At 70.9% G+C, this 20,007-nt stretch carries 17 protein-coding genes; 7 read left to right on the top strand and 10 right to left on the bottom strand.

The genetic code is table 11. From position 1 onward, the window contains the following. A partial coding sequence (locus BM249_RS20170) for a flagellin (protein WP_280142695.1) occupies nt 1–471 on the top strand: 471 nt, incomplete at its 5' end. A 264-nt stretch (nt 472–735) separates the two neighbouring features. Here the strand turns inward: BM249_RS20170 and BM249_RS20165 are convergent. The 3 genes from BM249_RS20165 to BM249_RS20155 form a co-directional block, all read right to left on the bottom strand. Continuing rightward, nucleotides 736–1,158, bottom strand: coding sequence for a phospholipase A2 family protein (locus BM249_RS20165; RefSeq protein ID WP_425284857.1), 423 nt, complete (start codon nt 1,156–1,158; stop codon nt 736–738). Nucleotides 1,159–1,269: 111 nt separating this feature from the next. Continuing rightward, nucleotides 1,270–2,157, bottom strand: a complete 888-nt coding sequence (eutC, locus tag BM249_RS20160; RefSeq protein WP_091975334.1) for an ethanolamine ammonia-lyase subunit EutC — start codon at nt 2,155–2,157, stop codon at nt 1,270–1,272. After that, nucleotides 2,154–3,551 carry an ethanolamine ammonia-lyase subunit EutB gene (locus BM249_RS20155; RefSeq protein WP_091975332.1) on the bottom strand — a complete coding sequence of 466 codons (1,398 nt, stop codon included), beginning with the start codon at nt 3,549–3,551 and terminating at the stop codon, nt 2,154–2,156. The genes eutC and BM249_RS20155 overlap by 4 nt, the downstream gene beginning before the upstream one ends. Before the next feature lie 186 nt (nt 3,552–3,737). Here BM249_RS20155 and BM249_RS20150 point away from each other — a divergent pair, with 186 nt between their 5' ends. Beyond that, nucleotides 3,738–5,030, top strand: a complete 1,293-nt coding sequence (locus tag BM249_RS20150) for a VpsF family polysaccharide biosynthesis protein (RefSeq protein WP_143103818.1) — start codon at nt 3,738–3,740, stop codon at nt 5,028–5,030. Here the strand turns inward: BM249_RS20150 and BM249_RS20145 are convergent. The 3 genes from BM249_RS20145 to fabA form a co-directional block, all read right to left on the bottom strand. Further along, nucleotides 5,021–8,596, bottom strand: coding sequence for an AsmA family protein (locus BM249_RS20145; protein ID WP_091975329.1), 3,576 nt, complete (start codon nt 8,594–8,596; stop codon nt 5,021–5,023). The genes BM249_RS20150 and BM249_RS20145 overlap by 10 nt on opposite strands. Before the next feature lie 132 nt (nt 8,597–8,728). Continuing rightward, nucleotides 8,729–9,955, bottom strand: coding sequence for a beta-ketoacyl-ACP synthase I (fabB, locus tag BM249_RS20140; protein WP_091975327.1), 1,227 nt, complete (start codon nt 9,953–9,955; stop codon nt 8,729–8,731). A 91-nt stretch (nt 9,956–10,046) separates the two neighbouring features. Continuing rightward, nucleotides 10,047–10,613: a 3-hydroxyacyl-[acyl-carrier-protein] dehydratase FabA gene (fabA, locus tag BM249_RS20135; RefSeq protein WP_091975325.1), complete on the bottom strand. Its 567-nt coding sequence runs from the start codon at nt 10,611–10,613 to the stop codon at nt 10,047–10,049. A gap of 286 nt (nt 10,614–10,899) precedes the next feature. Here fabA and irr point away from each other — a divergent pair, with 286 nt between their 5' ends. Beyond that, nucleotides 10,900–11,418 carry a Fur family transcriptional regulator Irr gene (gene irr, locus BM249_RS20130; protein ID WP_244528883.1) on the top strand — a complete coding sequence of 173 codons (519 nt, stop codon included), beginning with the start codon at nt 10,900–10,902 and terminating at the stop codon, nt 11,416–11,418. 174 nt (nt 11,419–11,592) lie between these two features. Here irr and BM249_RS20125 read toward each other — a convergent pair whose 3' ends face one another. Continuing rightward, complete coding sequence (locus tag BM249_RS20125; protein WP_091975323.1) at nt 11,593–12,189, bottom strand: SH3 domain-containing protein; 597 nt, start codon at nt 12,187–12,189, stop codon at nt 11,593–11,595. Nucleotides 12,190–12,471: 282 nt separating this feature from the next. On the opposite strand from BM249_RS20125, the gene BM249_RS20120 reads away from it, so the two are divergent. The 3 genes from BM249_RS20120 to BM249_RS20110 all read left to right on the top strand — a co-directional run bounded on the left by BM249_RS20120 (nt 12,472) and on the right by BM249_RS20110 (nt 15,129). Next, nucleotides 12,472–13,476, top strand: coding sequence for a 2-hydroxyacid dehydrogenase (locus tag BM249_RS20120; RefSeq protein WP_091975321.1), 1,005 nt, complete (start codon nt 12,472–12,474; stop codon nt 13,474–13,476). A 115-nt stretch (nt 13,477–13,591) separates the two neighbouring features. After that, nucleotides 13,592–14,656 (top strand): sensor histidine kinase, encoded by a 1,065-nt coding sequence (locus BM249_RS20115; protein WP_091975319.1) that lies wholly within the window; start codon nt 13,592–13,594, stop codon nt 14,654–14,656. 47 nt (nt 14,657–14,703) lie between these two features. Next, a complete protein-coding gene (locus BM249_RS20110; protein ID WP_091975317.1) occupies nt 14,704–15,129 on the top strand; it encodes a SufE family protein in 426 nt (141 codons plus the stop codon). 19 nt (nt 15,130–15,148) lie between these two features. Here BM249_RS20110 and BM249_RS20105 read toward each other — a convergent pair whose 3' ends face one another. Together BM249_RS20105 and BM249_RS20100 are read right to left on the bottom strand one after the other, a co-directional pair. Next, nucleotides 15,149–16,015 (bottom strand): DUF6456 domain-containing protein, encoded by an 867-nt coding sequence (locus tag BM249_RS20105; protein ID WP_244528882.1) that lies wholly within the window; start codon nt 16,013–16,015, stop codon nt 15,149–15,151. 124 nt (nt 16,016–16,139) lie between these two features. After that, on the bottom strand, nt 16,140–16,574 hold the full coding sequence (locus BM249_RS20100; RefSeq protein WP_091975316.1) for a Ros/MucR family transcriptional regulator: 435 nt from the start codon (nt 16,572–16,574) through the stop codon (nt 16,140–16,142). A 491-nt stretch (nt 16,575–17,065) separates the two neighbouring features. On the opposite strand from BM249_RS20100, the gene BM249_RS20095 reads away from it, so the two are divergent. Then, a complete protein-coding gene (locus BM249_RS20095) occupies nt 17,066–19,225 on the top strand; it encodes a S9 family peptidase (RefSeq protein ID WP_091975314.1) in 2,160 nt (719 codons plus the stop codon). Between the two features lie 323 nt (nt 19,226–19,548). On the opposite strand, the gene BM249_RS20090 is transcribed toward BM249_RS20095, so the two are convergent. Further along, nucleotides 19,549–20,007 (bottom strand): flagellin (locus tag BM249_RS20090; RefSeq protein ID WP_280142694.1); only part of this gene is annotated, 459 nt, incomplete at its 5' end.

Below are 20,007 nucleotides of genomic sequence, written 5' to 3'. Positions count from 1 at the left end.
AACCTCCTGACCCAGGTGAACCAGCTCGCCTCCGACGCCGGCTTCAACGGCCTCAACCTCCTCGCCGGCGACAACCTGAAGCTCTCCTTCAACGAGAAGGGCAGCTCCTCGCTCAACGTCACCGGCACGGCGATCACCGCGGCGAACCTCGGCCTCAGCGCCGTGGGCACCACCGACTTCCAGGAGAACGGTGCCATCGCCAAGGTCATGACCGCCATCTCCTCGGCTTCGTCGCAGCTGAAGGCCCAGGCCTCGTCGCTGGGCTCGAACCTCGCCGTGGTCCAGAACCGTCAGGACTTCACCAAGCAGATCATCAACGTCCTCGACACCGGTGCTGCGAACCTGACCAACGCCGACCTCAACGAGGAGGCCGCCAACTCCCAGGCCCTCTCGACCCGCAACTCCCTCGGCATCTCGGCCCTCGCCCTGGCGAACCAGGCCCAGCAGGGCGTGCTGCAGCTGCTGCGCTAAGGACGAGTCTCCCGCCGGCGAAAGCGCCGGCGGGGATACGCGAACGGTCCCGGGCCGGATCATCGCATCCGGCCCGGGATCGCCCCGCACGACGACGGAACACGACAAGGCCGGAGCGTTCGCGCTCCGGCCTTTCGCGTGTTCGGGATCGCTCGCATCACACGAACGCGGTTCGATCCCTTCGGACGGGCGGCGTTCGGCTGTCCTCGGGCGCCGCGCGGGCTTGGCCTATCCCGCCATCGCGGCGATCGAACCGACGACGTCTCAGTCCTCGGCATCCCCGAATTGCGGGGTGGCCGCCGAACCGCCGTGCCGCAGCGTCACGGGGCGAACGGGGTTCGGCGTCGGCAGCATGGCGATGCTGGTCGAGATCAGGCCCGCCATGGCGCGGAGATCCGGGGTTTGGCGCGGATCGCGGGCGATGGCCGAGGCTTCACGTTCGAGGCGCAGGTTGCAGGCCTTCGACGGCAGGCTGCCCGTGGGTGTGCAGGCGTCGTGCCGGGCGCAGGCGGCGTCGAGGGCATCGATGGGCGGCAGCGGGGCGTTGTTGCCCGGTCCACAATAATTGCCGTGGACGAGGATCGGACGATCGAGTCCCGCGGCCGGTTGTGCCGTCGCGGGCAGCCCCCAGGACAGGGCGGGGGCGGCGAGGAGGAGGACGAAGGGAATGGTTCGGATCATGGGCATGATGGCAGCCAACTCTCAGGCAAATCACCCCCTCAGGTGACTTGGTGCAACGACCGCCCCTCGGGACGATCGGCCTTATTCAAGTTCCAAAACGAGACGGGGTTCCCCGACTCACGGCTCCGGCGCGGGCGAGAGGGCGGGACGCGCCTCGCCGTCGAGCCTTTCCGGGCCGAGACTTGTCTGTTCGAGACTTGCCTGTTCGAGACTTGCCTTCCCGAGATCCTCCCGCCCGAGACTGACTTGGCCGAGGTTTTCCTTGAGGTGAACGCCCGTCACCCCGCGCCGCAGGGCCTCGCGGGCGAGCCAGGCCAGGGTGTCGGCGGCGCGGTCGAGGCTGAGGCCACGGGCGTGGATGTTGGAGATGCAGTTACGCTCCGCATCGCGCCGGCCGGGCTGCGGATCGTGGGTGAGGTAGATCCCGAGGCTTTCGGCGACGCTGAGACCGGGGCGCTCGCCCAGCACCACGGCGCAGAGCCGGGCGCCGAGGGCCGCCCCGATGGGATCGCCCAGGGCCACGCGGGCCTGGGTCGCCACCACGATGGGGGCGACGGACAGATCCGCGAGGCGATCGAGACAGGCGTGGATCAGCGGAGCGGCTTGGCTCTGCACCGCCCCGGCCGACAGGCCGTCCCCCACCACGAAGACGAGATCGATGCCGCCGGGGATGGCGTCGAGCGTGATCCCGTCGGCGAGCACCCGGCCGAGATCGGGCCGCCGCAGGTAGGTGGCGCGGTCGGGCGCGGCGCTGCGGACCCGCACCACCGGCCGGGGCGCAAGGGCCGCTTCGAGGTCCGCCGTGTCGAGGGCGGTGTGGACGGCGTCGCGGGCCCGCGCGTGGTCGAGCTGAAAATCCAGCACCGCCCCGAGGGGCATGGCGTCGCCGCTGCGGCCGAGGCCGATCCGGGCGGAGGTCGTCGCCCGCAGGCGTGCCCAGGGGTCGGTCGCGGCGGGAATCGTTTCGCCGCTCACCGCGCCGGGGGGGGGAGCGTCGTCGCTCATGCCACCCGCCCCGTGGAGGCGAACAGGCGGGTGAGGCTCGGATGCCGCGGTTCGAGTTCGCGGATGCCGCCCTCCGGCGTCGCGAGGCCCATCCGCGCGAGCCACGCCTCGAATTCGGGGGCGGCGCGGACCCCGAGGGTGCCGCGCAGGGTCAGCACGTCGTGGAACGACAGGCTCTGGTAGTTGAGCATGATGTCGTCGGCGCCGGGCACGGCGATGAGGAAGTTGCAGCCCGCCACGGTCAGGAGGGTCATCAGCCCGTCCATGTCGTCCTGATCGGCTTCCGCGTGGTTGGTGTAGCAGACGTCGCAGCCCATCGGCAGGCCGAGGAGCTTGCCGCAGAAATGATCCTCCAGGCCGGCGCGGGCGATCTGCTTGCCGTCGTAGAGGTATTCCGGCCCGATGAAGCCCACCACGGTGTTGACGAGAAGCGGCCGGAAGGCGCGGGCGACGGCGTAGGCGCGGGCCTCCACGGTCTGCTGATCGACGCCGTGATGGGCATCGGCCGAGAGGGCCGCGCCCTGGCCGGTCTCGAAATACATGCAGTGGTCGCCCACCGTTCCGCGCTTGAGGCCCCGCGCGGCGTCGTGGGCCTCTTTCAGCACCGCGAGATCGACGCCGAAGCCGCGGTTGGCCGCCTCCGTCCCGGCGACCGATTGAAACACGAGGTCCACGGGCGCGCCCCGCTCCAGGATGGCGAGGGCGTTGGTCACGTGGGTGAGCACGCAGGTCTGGGCCGGGATGTCGTAGAGCTGGCGCAACTCGTCGAGCATGACCATGAGGGCGCGGGCGTTCTCGACGCTGTCGGTGGCCGGATTCACCCCGATACAGGCGTCGCCCACCCCATAGAGCAGACCGTCGAGGACGGAGGCCGCGATGCCGCGCGCATCGTCCGTGGGGTGGTTCGGCTGCAGTCGGGTGCCGAGGCGGCCGGGCAGGCCGAGGGTGGTGCGGAACGCCGTCTCCACCCGGCACTTGCGCGCCACCACGATGAGATCCTGCGCCCGCATGAGCTTCGAGACCGCCGCCGCCATCTCGGGCGTCAGGCCCGGCGCCAGGGCGGCGAGGGTTTCGGTCGTCGCCGCACGCGACAGGAGCCAGTCGCGAAATCCGCCCACCGTCAGGTGCGCGACCGCCGCGAAGGCCGCCGCGTCGTGGCCGTCGAGGATGAGGCGGGTGACCTCGTCGGTCTCGTAGGGCACCAGGGCTTCGTTGAGGAACACGGTGAGCGGCAGGTCGGCCAGGACGCGCCGGGCGGCGACGCGCTGGGCGTCGCTCGTGGCCGCGAGGCCCGCGAGTTCGTCGCCCGAACGCCGGGGCGAGGCCGCCGCCATCACGTGGCGGAGATCGGCGAAGACGTACCGCTCGCCGCCGAGATCGCACCGGTAGGCCATGGCCGTCCCTCCCCGCCGCGCCACGAAGCCACAGCGCGCGGCGCCTGTCGAGCGGGACAGCGAAGCCGGACCGGCATCCACTGCGACGGCAAATCCTCGATCCCGAAGGAATCGAACGGGGTTCGCGAGAGAACGAACGCTTAAGCCGGCCCGGCGATGATGCGCCCCTGTGATCCGGAGGGGGCCTTGGAGACGGGACTGGCCTTGCACGCCGCACGCCGCGCAGCCGATCGCACCGGGGTGCGCAGGCTGCGCATCGCCTTGACGACGCTGTCCGTGGCGTTGACGTTCTCCGTCTCGTCGATGCTGCTCGCCACCCTCGGCTACCACTACGAGACGTCGGGCGGCCTGCCGTTCGAGAAATTCCACCCCGGCATCCTGCTGCTGCTCGCCGCCTTCGCGCTCCTCGTGATCGAGGACGGGCCGGAGCGGACCCTCGGCCTCCTCCTGCGGGATCACCGCCTGTCGCTGATCTATGTCGGGTGCCTCGCCTTCTACATGCTGTACGTGCCCCTGGTGCTCGGGCGGCCGGTGACGTTCATCATCGACACCCTGATGGCCCCGGCCTTCGCCGCCATCCTCCTCGCCCGTACCGATGCCCGCAACCTGCACCGCCTGGGCTGGCTCATCCACGGCTTCATGGCGGTGAACGCCGTCATCGGCAGCCTCGAATCCCTCCTGCGATGGCGCCTCGTACCGTTCTACATCGGCGACGTTCTCGTGGAATACGACTGGCGCTCGACGGCGCTTCTCGGCCACCCCCTGGAGAATGCCGGGGTCACGGCGATCTATGCCCTGCTGCTGCTCACGGGCTTGCGCGGCGCCCTGCCGGCCCGCTGGACGCTGCCGGCTTTCCTCCTGCAGCTCGCGGCCCTGCCGGCCTTCGGCGGGCGCACGGCGGCGGTGGCGCTCACCCTGGCGGCGGGTCTGTGGCTCGCGGCGCAAGGGGGGCTCATCCTGGCGGGGCGGCGCTTTGCCCTGTCGAGCCTCCTGTGGATCGCCCTGCTGTGTCCCGTCGCGGCCATCACCGTCTGGTTCGTGAGCGACAGCACCTACGTGATGCTGTTCGTCGACCGGTTCCTCGACGATTCCGGCAGCGCCGAGACCCGGGTGCGGATGCTGTCGCTGTTCCGCGAGTTCTCGTGGGGTGAGCTGTTCATCGGCCCCGCCCCCGAGACCCTGGCGGCCCTCCAGGTGCGGGAGGGCCTCGAACTCGGCCTCGAGAGCTTCGTCGTCGCCTTCCTGCTCACGAGCGGGATCTTCGTGAGTTCGATCCTGTTCCTCGGCCTCGGACTGTTCCTGATCCGCATCGGCCTGCTGGTGCCCTGGCAGGGCAAGGCGGCGCTCGGCCTCTGCCTGGCCCTCAACGCCACCTCGACGGGCTTCGCGAGCAAGTCGACCTCCCTCGAACTCGTGGTGACCATGCTCCTGGTGATGACCTGGACCCGTCCGCAGGCCGGGCCGCCGCGTCAGGGTTGAGCGGCGGGCGGCGCGGCGTCCGGTCCCGGAGGGCGGACCGGCTGTTCGGCTTCGCGGGCGCGGCTGGCCTCCTCGGCCTCGCGGGCGCGGGCCTGACGCGCGGCCTCGGCGGCGGCCTTGAGCCGGGCCTGACGGGCGGCTTCCTCGGCTTGGACCTTCTCCGCCTGGGCCTTCTCCAACTGAGCCTTGTCGGCCAGCGCCTTCTCGGCGGCGGCGCGGGCCTTGTCCATCTCGATCCGGGCGCGGCGGCGCTGACGCTCGGTCTGGTCGGCCTCCAGGGCTTCGATGCTCTCCAACTCGCGCTGGAGGACCAGGGCGGCGAGGCCGGTGGTGGACGGCCCGGCATCGATCTGCCGCTCGGGATTCGCCACCGGCCCGGTGAAGCCGAGCTGGATCGCGGGCGGCGCGCCGGTCCAGGCTTTCGGCGCGGTCGCCGCCGTCAGGGTGCCGCGTGCGTCGAGGCGGTCGCCGCGCAGGTCGAGGCCGAGGGTCCCGGTCCATTGCGCGCCCCCGAGGTCGAACCGCACGGGGCCGGTGCGCAGCGTTCCGCCGACGAGGCTCACGGGCGTGGTGACGGAGCCGGGCGCGTGGAGTGGGCCAGCGCCGAGTTCCTCCGCCACCAGGGCCTGCAACCGGCCCTCGCGCAGGGGATCGTCCTCGGCGAGCGCCCGGTCGAGGGCGCGGGACAGGCCCGCCGGATCGGCGCCCGGCAGGGTGAGGTCCGCCAGGGTGAGGCTGCCGCTGCCACCGAGGTTGTTCACCAGCGCCGTGGGGGTCTCGCCCGAGGTGCCGAAGCGCAGGCTCGCGGAGAGGCGCCCCGAGACCGGGCCGGTGCCGACGAGGCCGGCCAGCGTCGCGTCGGTCAAGGCGCCTTCTCCGGCGACGGCCGCGGCGGTGCCCTGGCGCGACAGGGTGGCCGATCCGGTGAGCCGTCCGCCCGCCAGGGTGCCGGCGAGGTCGGTGAGGCTCAGGGCGCCGTCGTCGAGACGCGCCTTGACGCGCGCCCCCGTGGCGACGAGGCCGCGCCCGAGGTCGAGGCCGTCGGCCGTCAGATCGAGGGCGATGGGCGGGCGCGGAGCGGGCGGAGCGGCGAACCGCGCGAACGCCGTGTCGGCGTCCCCCTCCCGCGGCAGCACCAGGGCGGCGGCCAGGGCCGGCACCGACAGGCGTCCGAGGCCGACGCGCCCGGTGATCTCGCCCTCGGGGGCGATACCGACCTCGCCCGACACGGCGGTGCCGGCGAGGCGTCCGGAGAGGGCCAGACGGGCCTCGTCGCCCTCCCGCGACAGGCCGACGGTGAGGTCGGCCGGTATCGGCAGGCGCAAGGGGGCAGTGCCGGCGAGGCGCAGGAACGGAGCGAGGTCCGGACTGCCGAGGCGCAGTTCGCCCCCACGTGGCGGGCCGGGCTCGGCCCCGAGGAGGAGGGGCTGAGCGGTGGAGAGGGTGAGGTCGGCCACCGTGCCGGTCACCGCGAGGGAAAAGCCATCCGTCTCGCCCTCGGTGACGCGGGTGCCCGTCAGGTGCAGGCGGCCGGGCTTGGCGAGCCCCGGGAAGTCGGCGCGGCCGAACCAGGTGGCGGCGGAAGGGGCCGCCAGGGTGAGGTCGAGGCGCCCGATCCGCCCGCCCCGGCTCACGAGGTCGAGGTCGAGGCTGCCGCCCGCCGCCCCGCCCTTGGCCGTGGTCCGCAGGGTGTCGGCCGCGCCCGCGTCGCGTTCCAGGGTGACGGCGAGATCGAGGGCGCCGTCGCGCAGGCCCCGCGGGATCAGGCGCGCTTCGGCCACCCACACCCGGTCGAGGAGGGCGAGGAGGGGGGCCGCCACGGGCGCGGCGATCCGTCCGGCGATGCGCCCGGCCCCGTCGGCGTCGATCCGCCCGGACAGGCTGGCCCGCGCCCCCGCCAGATCCGTGACGTCGAGGCTGTCGATGGCGAGGCTCGCCCCGTTCGACTGGATGCTCGCCGCGATGGTGCCGTTGCCCGAGCCCGTCGCCCCGTACCGCACGTCGCGGGCCTGGAGCACGAGGCCGAAATCGTGACCCTGAAGCTCCGCGAGGGCCCCGCTGAACGAGGGGAGCGCGGCGATGTCGAGGCCCTGCGCGGCGAGTTGCGCATCGACGCGGCCCCGCGCCCCCGCCTCCGGCGCCCGGTAGCGGGCATTGCCGGTGACGCGGGCGGTCCCGAGATCGAGGCGCAGGTTGCGCAGGGAGACGGACAGGGGCTCGGCCGAGAGGTCGGCTTCGGCCCGGACGGCCCGTCCGTCGAGGAGGGCGACCCCCGGTCCCTCGACGCCGAGCTTGCGGAGATAGCGTCCGAACCCTTCCGAGGCGGGGGCGTCGAGACCGATCCGCCCGGTGAAGCGGGGGGCCGGCTCCCGGTCGATCTCGCCCGACGCGCTCAGGGTCGCGCCGCCGGGGGCGACGGCGGAGAACCGCTTCAGCAGGACGCCGCCCGAGCGCTCGAAAGTCCCGGCCAGCGTCAGGTTCTGCCAATCGTCGAGGCCCAGGGACAGAGCCTCGATGGTGAGATCGGCTTCGACGCTCAGGGGCAGGCCGGCCCCGGCCTTGGGGAATCCGCGCGACAGGAGGGCTTGGCCGCCGGCCGAGAGCAGGAAGGCGTCGAGGTCGAGGCGGCGGGCGCCGAGGGCGAGGGCTGCGCGGCCGTTGCGGAGGTCGACCCGGCCGGTCCCCGACAGGCGTAGCGCGCGGCCGCCGGGATCGACGTCGAGGTCGAGGGCGGTGAATAGGGCCGTGGTGCCCCGGGCCGTGAAGGCGCCGCCGAGCTGGACCGGCAGGTAGGCGCCCGCCGCCTGGGTCGGCGGACCGACGACGAAGCGGGCCGTGCCCTCGGCCTCCGGGATCACCGCGCGCTCGCCCGGCCCGGCCGTCCCGGACGGAGCCGGCGCCAGGGACAGCTTGGCGTCGATCTCGCCGTAGGGCTGGGTGTCGCCGCCGGCGCTCAGCTTGACGGGGAGCATGCCCTCCGGGGTCGCCTCACCCGTGCTCAGGCGGAACCCGACGCCCCGGCTCGTGCCCTCGACCCGCCACGGGCCGGTGAGGCGGGGTGCCGAGAGCCGCACGGCTTCGGCATAGAATTGATCGGTGCGGCCCGTGGCCGGCACCTGGGTGGTGACGAGGAACTGACGGACCTGCAGGTCGTCGATGGCGAGGTCGCGCCCGTCGAGCCCGGCCGCGAGGTCGGCGGGCACCCGGATCGCCTCGCCCTCGGTGACGGGCAGGCGCAGCTCCGCCCGCCCGATCCGGGCCTCGGTGAACCGCACCTCGCCCTTGATCAGGGGCGTGAGCGCCACCTCGGCCTTCACGAAATGCAGGTCGAGGCCGGGCCGGGCCGGCGATTCCCCAAGATGCAGGCGGTCGAAGCGCAGGCGTGGCGAGGGCAGGAGCCGGAGGTCGATGCGGCCTTCGCTGCGGGCCGGCAGACCCAGCGAGCGGGACAGGGCGCCGTCGATGAGGCTGCGCTGCGCATCCCACGCCACGAAGGGCGGAACCGCGAGGGCCGCGACGAGGAGGAGGACGAGGACGCCCGCCAGCGCGGTCAGGATGTCACGCACGCTCGTCTCGTTCCGCTAACCCCGCGTGGGGCCGTCCGCCACGGGATCGCGTCCCGCCCGAGGGGCGGCATAGCACACCGATTCGGGCAGGCGTACCGGGCGGCGCGCGCACCGCCCGGCGCGGAGGTGGCCTCAGGCGTCGACGTTCTTCAGGACCAGGGTGGCGTTGGTGCCGCCGAAGCCGAAGGAGTTCGACAGGACGTGGCCGAGCTTGGCCCCGTCCCGGCGAGCCCGAAGGATGGGCATGTCGGCGAAAGCCGGGTCGATCTCGTCGATATGCGCGCTCTCGCAGATGAAGTCGTTGTTCATCATGAGGAGCGAATAGATCGCCTCCTGCACGCCCGTGGCGCCGAGCGAATGGCCGGTGAGGGACTTCGTGGCCGCGATGGGCGGACAGGCCTCGCCGCGCCCGAACACCTCGCGGATCGCCTCGATTTCCTTGTCGTCGCCCACCGGCGTCGAGGTGGCGTGCGGGTTGATGTAGTCGATGGGCGCACCTTTCAGGCCGCCGATGGCCTGCCGCATGCAGCGCACGGCGCCCTCGCCCGAGGGAGCGACCATGTCGTGGCCGTCGGAGGTGGCGCCGTAGCCGGCGATCTCGCCATAGATCGTGGCGCCGCGCGCCTTAGCGTGCTCGTATTCCTCCAGCACCAGCACGCCGGCCCCGCCCGCGATGACGAAGCCGTCGCGGTTGGCGTCGTAGGCGCGGGACGCGCGGGCCGGGGTGTCGTTGTACTTCGACGACATGGCGCCCATGGCGTCGAACAGCACCGACAGGGTCCAGTCGAGATCCTCGCAGCCGCCGGCGAAGATGATGTCCTGGCGGCCGCCCTGGATGATCTCGGCGGCGTTGCCGATGCAGTGGTTCGAGGTCGCGCAGGCCGACGCGATGGAATAGTTCACGCCCTTGATCTTGAACCACGTCGCCAGCGTCGCCGAGGCGGTGGAGGACATGGCTTTGGGCACGGCGAACGGGCCGACGCGCTTCGGGCCCTTCTCCCGCGCGATGGCGGCGGATTCGACGATTACCCGCGTGGACGGGCCGCCCGAGCCCATGATGATGCCGGTGCGGTCGTTGGAGATGTCGCTGGCTTCGAGCCCGGACTGCTTGATCGCCTGATCCATGGCGACGTGATTCCAGGCGGTGCCGCCGCCGTGGAAGCGCATGGCGCGCCGGTCGACGACGCCTTCTGCGTCGAGGGTCGGCCTGCCCTCGACCTGACTGCGGAACCCGTGCTCGGCATAGGAGTCCGAGCGCGCGATGCCAGATCTGGCCTCGCGTAACGAGGCCAGCACCTCGTCGGTGTTGTTGCCGATGGACGAGACGATGCCCATCCCGGTGATCACGACACGCCGCATGGACCGCTTCTTCTCCGCCGCCGGTGCTTCGGACGGCACCCTGTGACGCGTCAGTTAAGGCGATGCGCCGCCGATCTCAACCGCCTCGCGTTCAGGCGGCGGCCGAGGGCTGCGCCTGGAACAGGGCGACGCGAAGGTCCTTGGCCTCGTAGATGCGGGTTCCGTCGGCTTCGAGCCAGCCATCGGCGATGCCGAGCACGAGCTTGCCGAGGCGGACCCGCTTGATGTCGATGCCATAGACCACCTTGGTCACGGTCGGCAGCACCTGATCGGTGAACTTCACCTCGCCGACGCCCAGCGCCCGGCCGCGACCGGGGGCGCCCAGCCAGCCGAGGTGGAAGCCCACGAGCTGCCACAGGGCATCGAGGCCGAGGCAGCCGGGCATCACCGGATCGTTCTTGAAGTGGCAGCCGAAGAACCAGAGGTCCGGCCGGATGTCGAATTCCGCCAGGACGTGGCCCTTGCCGTGGGCGCCGCCCTCCGTGCCGATGGAGACGATGCGATCGAACATCAGCATCGGCGGGAGCGGCAGCTGCGCGTTTCCGGCTCCGAACAGCTCGCCACGTCCACAGGCCAGCAGCTCCTCGTAGGAGTACTGCGTCGCCCGGGCGGGGGCCGGGGTGCCGGCGGGTGCGGTGGATTCGGGAGCAGAAGACATGATGAGCGGATCGGTCCTCGGGGTGGGGCGCCGCGTGGCACGGCGGCTGCGCGGGGCGCCCGCTTCGGCGGAAAGCGACGGTTCGTTAACACAGGGTCTCGATGCCTCAAAGGCGCCGCGCCGATCCGGTTGCGACGGCCGGGGCGGATTCACGTCCCGGCCGTCGCGCGAACGGTTGTCCCGCGTCCACCAGTTGGTCCCCATGATCCACCCAGCTGGGCCTGCGCTTGCGGCAGACGGATCGGTTCCGTATAAACGTGGTCGCGAAGACCGAAGCTTGGATGATATGTCAGCCACTGCGATTCCGACCCTGCCGCCGTTCCCGGCTGCGCTGAACGCACGGACCGCCGGCACCACGGCCGATGCCGGTCGCCGGGGTTGTCCGCTTTCCGACCTGCGTGACCGCCTGCGTCGGGCCGGCCTGCGCCCGACGCGCCAGCGCCTGTCCCTCGGCTGGCTCCTGTTCGGGCGCGGCGACCGCCACCTCACGGCGGAAATGCTGTACGACGAGGCCATGCGCGCGAAGGTGCCGGTTTCCCTCGCCACGGTCTACAACACCCTGCACCAGTTCACCGAAGCCGGCCTGCTGCGCCAGCTCGCCCTCGACGGGTCGAAAGCCTATTTCGACACCAACCCGACGGAACACCACCATTTCTTCCTCGAAGACGAGGGACAGGTCCTCGACATGCCGGATTGCGGCATCACCGTCGATTCACTGCCCGACGCGCCCGAGGGCATGGAGATCGCCGGCGTCGAAGTGATCGTCCGCCTGCGCCGCCGGGGAGCGCCCGCGCGCAAGGGCTGACAGGTTCGGCTCTTCACCGTTTCGCACACACGAAAAAGGCCCGGGCGACCGGGCCTTTTTCGTGTTCGGCGGCCTATCGGGAGGCCGTGCCGCCCGGCTCATCCGAACGCCGTCCGATTCCGTCGGAAGGACGGAGTTCGGCGGTGATCGAGCGCCGCGCGGGCGTCGACCGTCTCAATCCACCTTCTCGTCGGGATAGACGCCCCACAGCCGTTCCTGGCGGACGTAGCCGTCGACGTCGCCGCCCTTCTGCGGCAGGGCGACGATGATCCGGCACCAGGTGCCGGTGCAGCTCTTCACGTTGCCGATGACGCCGGCCTGGAGGCGGGCCTGCTCGCCCGACGTCTCGTCGGCCCGCGCATACAGGGTGGTGTCGGGCTTGCCCTCGCCCTTGCCCTCGCCCTTGCCGTTGGTCTTCGACGCGATGACGATGGCGGTGCGCCGGCCCGAGAGCAGGGAGTGCAGCACCCAGCCCTCCGTGCCCTCCGCGTCGCGGATGCGGCGCCACGTCTCGAACTCGCCGATGATCTCCACGGGCAGGCCGGCGCGCTGGAACACCCAGAGGGTGCGGTGATCCTTCGACGGCCCCTCGCGCAGGTTGACGCGGTCGGTCTTCAGGCTGGCGTAGCGCGGCAGGGGCAGCCCGGTCTTCGAGCCGACGGACGCCCCCGGGGTGGGCGGCGGCGGTGCCGCCGAGGCGGGGGCCACGAGGGCGGAGCCCGCGGCGACGGCGAGCAGCACGGTGGCGAGGGAGAATTTGGCGAGGGCCATCGTCCGGTGTCCTTGGCCGCGCGACGGGTCCGGTCCCGGCGTGCCGGACGTCCTGGCGCGCATTGTGTTCCGGCCCCTCTCTGGTAGAGAGGCCCGAGGGCTGGGGCGAGGATCGTCGCCGGGTCGATCGCCCCGTCCCGACGTTCGTGTCTTGAATTCATGTCTGGCCCAGGCGTGGTTAACGCGCGGTAAGCCACGACGCCGGTCCGCGAAGCGGTGCGTCGGCCCCCGAACACCTCGGGCCGGAGCCGCGTCGGGAATCGTTCGCGTCAAGGAGGGTGCATGCAGTCGCTCAAGCGCAAGCCGCTGGTCGTGGTCACGCGCCGCCTGCCCGAGGTGGTGGAGGCGCGCATGCGCGAGCTCTTCGAGGTTCGCGCCAACGTCGACGACACGCCCATGACCCGCGACGACCTCGCCGCCGCCCTGGCGGAAGCCGAGGTGCTGGTGCCGACGGTGACCGACGAGATCGACGCGTCCCTCCTGGCCGAAGCCGGTCCGAATCTCGGCCTCATCGCGAATTTCGGCAACGGCGTCGATCACATCGACGTCGCCGAGGCCCTGGAGCGGGGCATCACCGTCACCAACACGCCCGGCGTGCTGACGGAGGACACCGCCGATATGACCATGGCGCTGATCCTGGCGGTGGCCCGCCGGGTCACCGAGGGCGCGCGGATCATCCCGGACGACGCTTGGGATTCCGGCTGGTCGCCGACCTGGATGCTCGGGCGCCGGATCACCGGTAAGCGCCTCGGCATCGTCGGCATGGGCCGCATCGGTCAGGCGCTGGCCCGCCGCGCCAAGGCGTTCGGTCTCCAGATCCACTATCACAACCGCCGCCGGGCGCCGGTTGCCATCGAGCGCGACCTCGACGCCACGTACTGGGAATCCCTCGACCAGATGCTGGCGCGCGTCGACATCGTGTCGGTGAACTGCCCGCACACCCCGGCGACCTATCATCTTCTTTCGGCCCGCCGCCTCAAGCTGCTGAAGCCCGAGGCCGTGGTGGTGAACACGGCGCGCGGCGAGATCATCGACGAGAACGCCCTGGCCCGGCTCATCGAGGCGGGCGACGTCGCGGGCGCCGGCCTGGACGTGTTCGAGCAGGAGCCGGCGGTGAGCCCCCGCCTCGTCAAGCTCGCCCGCTCCGGCAAGGTGGTGCTGCTGCCCCATATGGGCTCGGCCACCCACGAGAGCCGCATCGACATGGGCGAGAAGGTGATCATCAACATCAAGAGCTTCATGGACGGCCACCGCCCGCCGGACCGCATCCTCCCCAGCATGCTGTGAAACCTGGGATAAACGGATCCGAACCATCGGGCGGCATGGGAACGGGGCAGGACACGACACGTTGTCCGGCGTCTGGAGCATGTGGCCAACCAGTCATGGGTAGATCGAGAGCAGCATGTCCGCGGACACTCCGTTGACCGAGGCCGGCCCGGGGCCGGCCATGGCGGACGACGAATTCCGCCGGTTCGCGGATTTCGTACCCTTGATGATGTGGCGCACCGACGCGCAGGGCCGGGCCGTCCATCACAACGAGGCTTGGCTCGCCTATACGGGCCGCTCGCAGGCCGAGGAGCGCACGGGCTGGCACCGGGGATCGCACCCGGACGATGCCGCCGTCCACGCGGCCGCATTCGAGTCGGCCTCGGCCGCCCGCACCGTCTTCACCGGGGAGTTCCGCCTGCGTCGCCACGACGGCGCCTATCGCTGGCTCCTCGACAGCGCCAAGCCCGTGCACAGCGACGGCGAATTCCTCGGCTATGTCGGCACCTGCGTCGACATCACCGACCGTCGCGAGGCCCGGGAGCAGTCCGAGCGCGCCCTCGTCGAGAAAGAGGCGCTGCTGGCGGAAGTCTACCACCGCGTGCGGAACAACCTGCAGGTGATGGTGAGCCTCATCGGCCTCTATGGCCGCGCCGCCCCCGCCCCCTGTCGCGGCAGCTTCGAGGCCCTGGGCCAGCGGGTGCGGGCCATCGCGTTGGTGCAGCAGCACTTGCACGAGGCGCCCCACATCGCCTCCATCGACCTGCGGGATTATCTCCATCGCCTCGCCTCGGGCCTCGGCCAGCTGCGCCGGGCCGGCCGCATCGGCGTCACCATCGGGGGCACCGGCACGAGTCTCGTCGAGCCGCGCACGGCCAACGCCCTGGGGATGATCGTCGCCGAGGTGGTGTCCGAATGCCTCGACACCACGGCCGAGAGCGTGGCCTGCACCATCGCCATCACCATCGATGCGGCGGCGGGCGCCCCCGTGCGGCTGTCCGTGGTCTCCGGCAACGAAGGCGGGGCCGTCCCGGCCGGGAAGGTCGAGGTTCCCAATCTCGGCCCCCGCCTCATCGCCGCCTACGCCGCCCAGGCCGAGATCGCCGCCCACGGCCTCGGCACCCGCGCCGAGCCCCTCACCTTGCAGTTGCCGGAAGTGCTGGTCCATCCGCCGGAAGAGGGTCGTATCCCTCGGCGCTGAGCCTATATCGAGGCCAGTCCCGCCGGAGCCACGAGGCCGACCCGTCCATGCTGCCCCCCATCGCGACCATCATCGAGAATTTCGGAATCCTGGACGAGGGGCCGGACCAGATCGAGTATCTCATCGAACTCGGCCGCGCCCTGCCGCCGTTTCCGGAGGCGCTGCTCACGGAGGACAACCGGGTGCATGGCTGCGAGAGCCAGGTCTGGGTCGAGTCCCGCATGGACACCACGCAGGCCCCGCCCCGCCTGAACCTGCGCGGCACCAGCGATTCCACCGTCACCAAGGGCCTGATCGCCCTGGTGATGGCCCTGCACGACGGCAAGACGCCGGAGGAGATCGCCGACGTCGACGTGTTCGCGGTCTTTCGGGAGATCGGCCTCGGCGCCCATCTCACCTCGAAGCGATCCAACGGCGTGCGGGCCATGGCCGAGCGCATTCATCGCGATGCCGCGCGCTTGAGAGCCGCCTGACCAACCGGAGCCGACGGCGTCAGCGCCCTCCCGTGGCCTCCCGCCACAGGCGCATCCGGCCCCGATCCGGCCCCACGGCCTCGCGTTCGAGGCCGTAATGCTCGGCGAGACGCGCGAGCGCGATGCGGGCCACCACCTTGGCCGAGCGCGCCGGCCAGCGCCGTTCCGCCTCGATCCGTTCCAGGCCCTTCAGGAAGCCGCAGAGGTCGAGGAGCAGGCCGGATAGGTCGCTGCCCACGGCCGTGAGAGCCGCGCGCACGCGCTGGCGTGCGGCGATCATGCTGTCCGACGCGCTCGACGGATCGCGCGGTCCCGACCCGTCGACCTTCGTCCCGCTCCAATCCGTTCCCATACGCGGCATCATCACCGCCTGGGTCAGGTCGCGGCGCAGGCGCTCGCCGGCCTCGTAGCAGGCGGCATCGATGAGCGGCACGCCGTCCCGGTCCCGCCGCCGGGCCATCCACGCGAGGGGGCTCTCGGCGGCGTCGCGCAGGGGGCGTTCGGGGCGGCCCTCGCCGACGAGGTCGAGGTGCTGGGCGAGATACGGCGCCTGCGCCCCCGCCCGCTCGCGCCGCAGGCGGGCCCGGCCCGCCGGGCTCAGGGTGAGGCGGGCGTTGCGGCCCGCCGCCCGTTCGGCGAGGTCGGCCGCCAGCAATTCCGCGCCGGCCGCCTTCGGGAACCGTCCGGCGCCGAGGGACACCCCGCCGCCGCCGATCCGCACGACCCATCCCGCCTCGTCCTCCGACAAGGTATCCGGCAGGGCGTAGGCCCCGTCCTCGGCCAGGGCCGTCAGAAGCCGCCGGGCCTCCCGCCCCAGGATCGGGGCGAGACCGGCGGCCCGGTCGGCCCGCCGCGAGACGCTGGCCGTGGATCGGTTTTTGTTCATGATTTGTTCCATAAGCACGAAAGGCGATTCCATCGCCCTGCAACCCATGGTAAAGGATAAAGTTCCTAAAGCAAGGGGTTTCCTCGCGCGATGCGGCGGGGCAACGCGCGAGGAAACCGAACCGTCAGGCCGCTTCGTCGTAGTTTCCGTTGCGGGTCTGGCCAAGGCCGATGGCTTTGGCGAGATCGGAGCGAGCCTTGGCGTAATTCGGCGCCACCATCGGGTATTCGGGCGGCAGGCCCCACTTCGCCCGATACTGCTCGGGGCTCATGTCGTACTTCGCCCGCAGGTGGCGCTTCAACGATTTGAAGACGCGGCCATCCTCCAGGCAGATGATGTGGTCGGCGGTCACGGATTTCTTGACGGGCACCGCCGGCTGCTGCGGCGCTGTCGGGGCCTTGGGCTCGCCCTGACCGGTCCCGATCTGCGCCAGCGACGCATGGACCCGGGCGATGAGCTGGGCCAGCTCCGCCGGCGGGACCGGATTGTTGCTCACGTAGGCGGAAACGATGTCGACCGTCAGCTCGACGTAATCCACCGAAGTCTCAATCTCACTCATAGTCACATGATTTCCTTGACTGAACCGAATCCGAACGGACAGTGAAAGTCCTTCCGGTCTCGCCCCCCCAGCCGCCGCGTGCCGATGGACGATTACATTGCCGATGCAGCCCCTCTGGCGGATGGGCAATCTACAGCGTCACCTTACGCTGTCAGATATGACAACCGATAGTCATTTCAACGGTCCGAAACAAGCCAGTCGTCACGATCCTGTTTTACGAAACTGGATTGAACGATCATTCATTCACGCCGCCCAGGGCATTTCATTCGATTCACAATACAAATCGCCACAGTGTACGATTGTGTACTTTTCGGACTCTTCCGTAGGAAGCGCCGCCGCACCGCCCCCTTGCCAGCCCCCACACCGGCCCGGCACATGGGGCGACACACGGCTAGGCGACGGGCCGGTCGCATCCGGATGGTCACGACCGCGATCCGGCCCTGCGAACCATGCTCTCCCGTTCCGGGCCACCCCATTGGAGGAGTTTCGCCATGGTATTCGCGCGTCGTCCCATCACGGTTCCGTCATCGCCCCCCGTGGCCGAGGCACGCCCCCATGTCTTCACCGTGCATGACCGGACGATCACCGACGATTACGCCTGGCTGAAGGCCGAGAACTGGCGCGCCGTCCTCAAGGACCCGGCCGCCCTTCCGGAGGACATCGGCACTTATCTTCGGGCCGAGAACGCCTACGCGGAGGCCGCCCTCGCGCCCGTCGCCGCCTTGCGCAAGACCCTGGTGGCCGAGATGCGCGGGCGCATCCGCGAGGATGACGGCAGCGTGCCCGAGCCCGACGGGCCGTTCGCCTACTACACCCGTCACCGCGACGGCGGGCAGCACCCCCTCGTCTGCCGCCGTCCGCGCACCGTGGTGGTGATTCCGGGGCAGGGTGCCGAGACCGCCACGGAGGGCGGGCCGGAAGAAGGCGAGGTGATCCTCCTCGACGGCGATCACGAGGGCGCGGGCCTCGCCTTCTTCGAGATCGCGGCGGCGGTACACTCCGACGATCACACCCAACTCGCCTGGAGCGCCGACACCAACGGCTCGGAACTCCACACCATCCGGGTGCGCGACCTCGCCACCGGTCTCGACGGTCCCGACCGCATCGAGGCGACCACCGGCGAGGTGGTGTGGATGAAGGACGGCAGCGCCTTCCACTACGTGGCGCTCGACGAGAACCATCGCCCGGCCCGGGTCATGCTCCACCGCCTCGGCACCCCGCAGGCCGAGGACCGGCTGATCTACGAGGAGGCGGATTCCGGCTTCTTCGTCCACATCGACACCACCCAGTCGGGCGATTACCTCACGGTCACGGCGAGCGACCATGAGACCTCGGAGGTTCATCTCCTCGACCGAAGCGTCGCCGATGCGCCCCTGCGGGTGGTGCAGCCGCGCACGCCGCAACTCATCTATTCCGTCGAGAACTGGGCCTCCCACCTGTTCATCCTCACCAATGCCGGCGGGGCGGTGGACTTCAAGATCGTCACGGCGCGGGTCGAGGCGTCCGGCATCGAGCACTGGAGCGACGTGGTTCCGCACCGGGCCGGGGTGATGATCCGCCATCTCCACGTCATCGCCGAGCACATCGTGCGCCTCGAGATCGAGAACGCCCGGCCCCGCATCGTCGTGCGCGACATGACGGGGTGCGAGCACGTCGTGGCCTTCGCCGAGGAGGCCTATTCCCTCGGTCTCCAGCCCGGCCACGAATTCGAGACGGCGGTGATCCGCTTCACCTACTCGTCGATGACGACGCCGGCCGAGACCTACGATTACGATTGCGTCACCCGCTCGCGGCAGCTGCGCAAGCGCCAGACGATCCCGAGCGGGCACAACCCGGAGGATTACGTCACCCGGCGCCTGTTCGCCACGGCGCCCGACGGCGAGACCGTACCGATCTCCCTCCTGCACCGGCGCGACCTCGCGCTGGACGGGTCGGCCCCCCTGCTGCTCTACGGCTACGGCTCCTACGGCACCCTGATGCCGGCGGCGTTCCGCACCAATCTCCTGTCCCTCGTCGATCGCGGTTTCGTCTACGCCATCGCGCATGTCCGCGGCGGCACCGAGAAGGGCTGGAACTGGTATCTCGGCGGCAAGCGCGAGAAGAAGCCGAACACGTTCTCGGATTTCGTCGCCTGCGGTGAGGCCCTCGTCGCGGCGGGCTACACGGCCCGCGGCAACATCGTGGCCCATGGTGGCTCGGCGGGCGGGATGCTCATGGGGGCGGTGGCCAATCTCGCGCCCGAGCTGTTCGCCGGGATCGTGGCCGACGTGCCGTTCGTCGACGTGCTCAACACCATGCTGGACGCCAGCCTGCCGCTCACCCCACCGGAATGGCCCGAATGGGGCAACCCGGCCGAGAGCCGCGAGGCGTTCGAGACCATCCTGTCCTACTCGCCCTACGACAACGTCGCGGCGAAAGCCTATCCGGCGATCCTGGCGCTTGGCGGCCTCACCGACCCGCGCGTGACCTACTGGGAACCGGCGAAATGGGTCGCGCGCCTGCGCGCCACCCTGACGGGCGGCGGTCCGGTGCTCCTGCGCATCAACATGGAGGCCGGGCACGGCGGTGCCGCCGGCCGCTTCGACCGCCTGGAGGAAGTCGCCCTCATCTATGCCTTCGCCCTCCTGGCGGTGGGCCGGGCGGAGGCTTGATCCGGTCTCCCGTGTTCGGTCCGTACGCGCGCGGGCTCCCTCTTAGTGGGAGTCCGTCGCGCGTCAGCAAGGCGAGGCGACCACCCAAAATCAGGAGGAGGCATCCCCCCTCCCGCGTTCGGACGCCCGGATCGTCCTGGGCACCCGGAAGGCGTGAGCTTTCCGCGAGGAGGGGGCCCCAACACGACAAGGCCGGAGCGCGAACGCTCCGGCCTTGTCGTGTTCCGTCGTCGTGCGGGGCGATCCCGGGCCGGATGCGATGATCTGGCCCGGGACCGTTCGCGTACCCCCGCCGGCGCTTTCGCCGGCGGGGGCGCCCGTCCTTAGCGCAGCAGCTGCAGCACGCCCTGCTGGGCCTGGTTCGCCAGGGCGAGGGCCGAGATGCCGAGGGAGTTGCGGGTCGAGAGGGCCTGGGAGTTGGCGGCCTCCTCGTTGAGGTCGGCGTTGGTCAGGTTCGCGGCACCGGTGTCGAGGACGTTGATGATCTGCTTGGTGAAGTCCTGACGGTTCTGGACCACGGCGAGGTTCGAGCCCAGCGACGAGGCCTGGGCCTTCAGCTGCGACGAGGCCGAGGAGATGGCGGTCATGACCTTGGCGATGGCACCGTTCTCCTGGAAGTCGGTGGTGCCCACGGCGCTGAGGCCGAGGTTCGCCGCGGTGATCGCCGTGCCGGTGACGTTGAGCGAGGAGCTGCCCTTCTCGTTGAAGGAGAGCTTCAGGTTGTCGCCGGCGAGCAGGTTGAGGCCGTTGAAGCCGGCGTCGGAGGCGAGCTGGTTCACCTG

Source organism: Methylobacterium gossipiicola, from assembly GCF_900113485.1.
Lineage (GTDB): Bacteria > Pseudomonadota > Alphaproteobacteria > Rhizobiales > Beijerinckiaceae > Methylobacterium > Methylobacterium gossipiicola.
The sequence above is the reverse complement of the archived record's forward strand: the minus strand, read 5'-3'. Positions and strand labels throughout refer to the sequence as shown.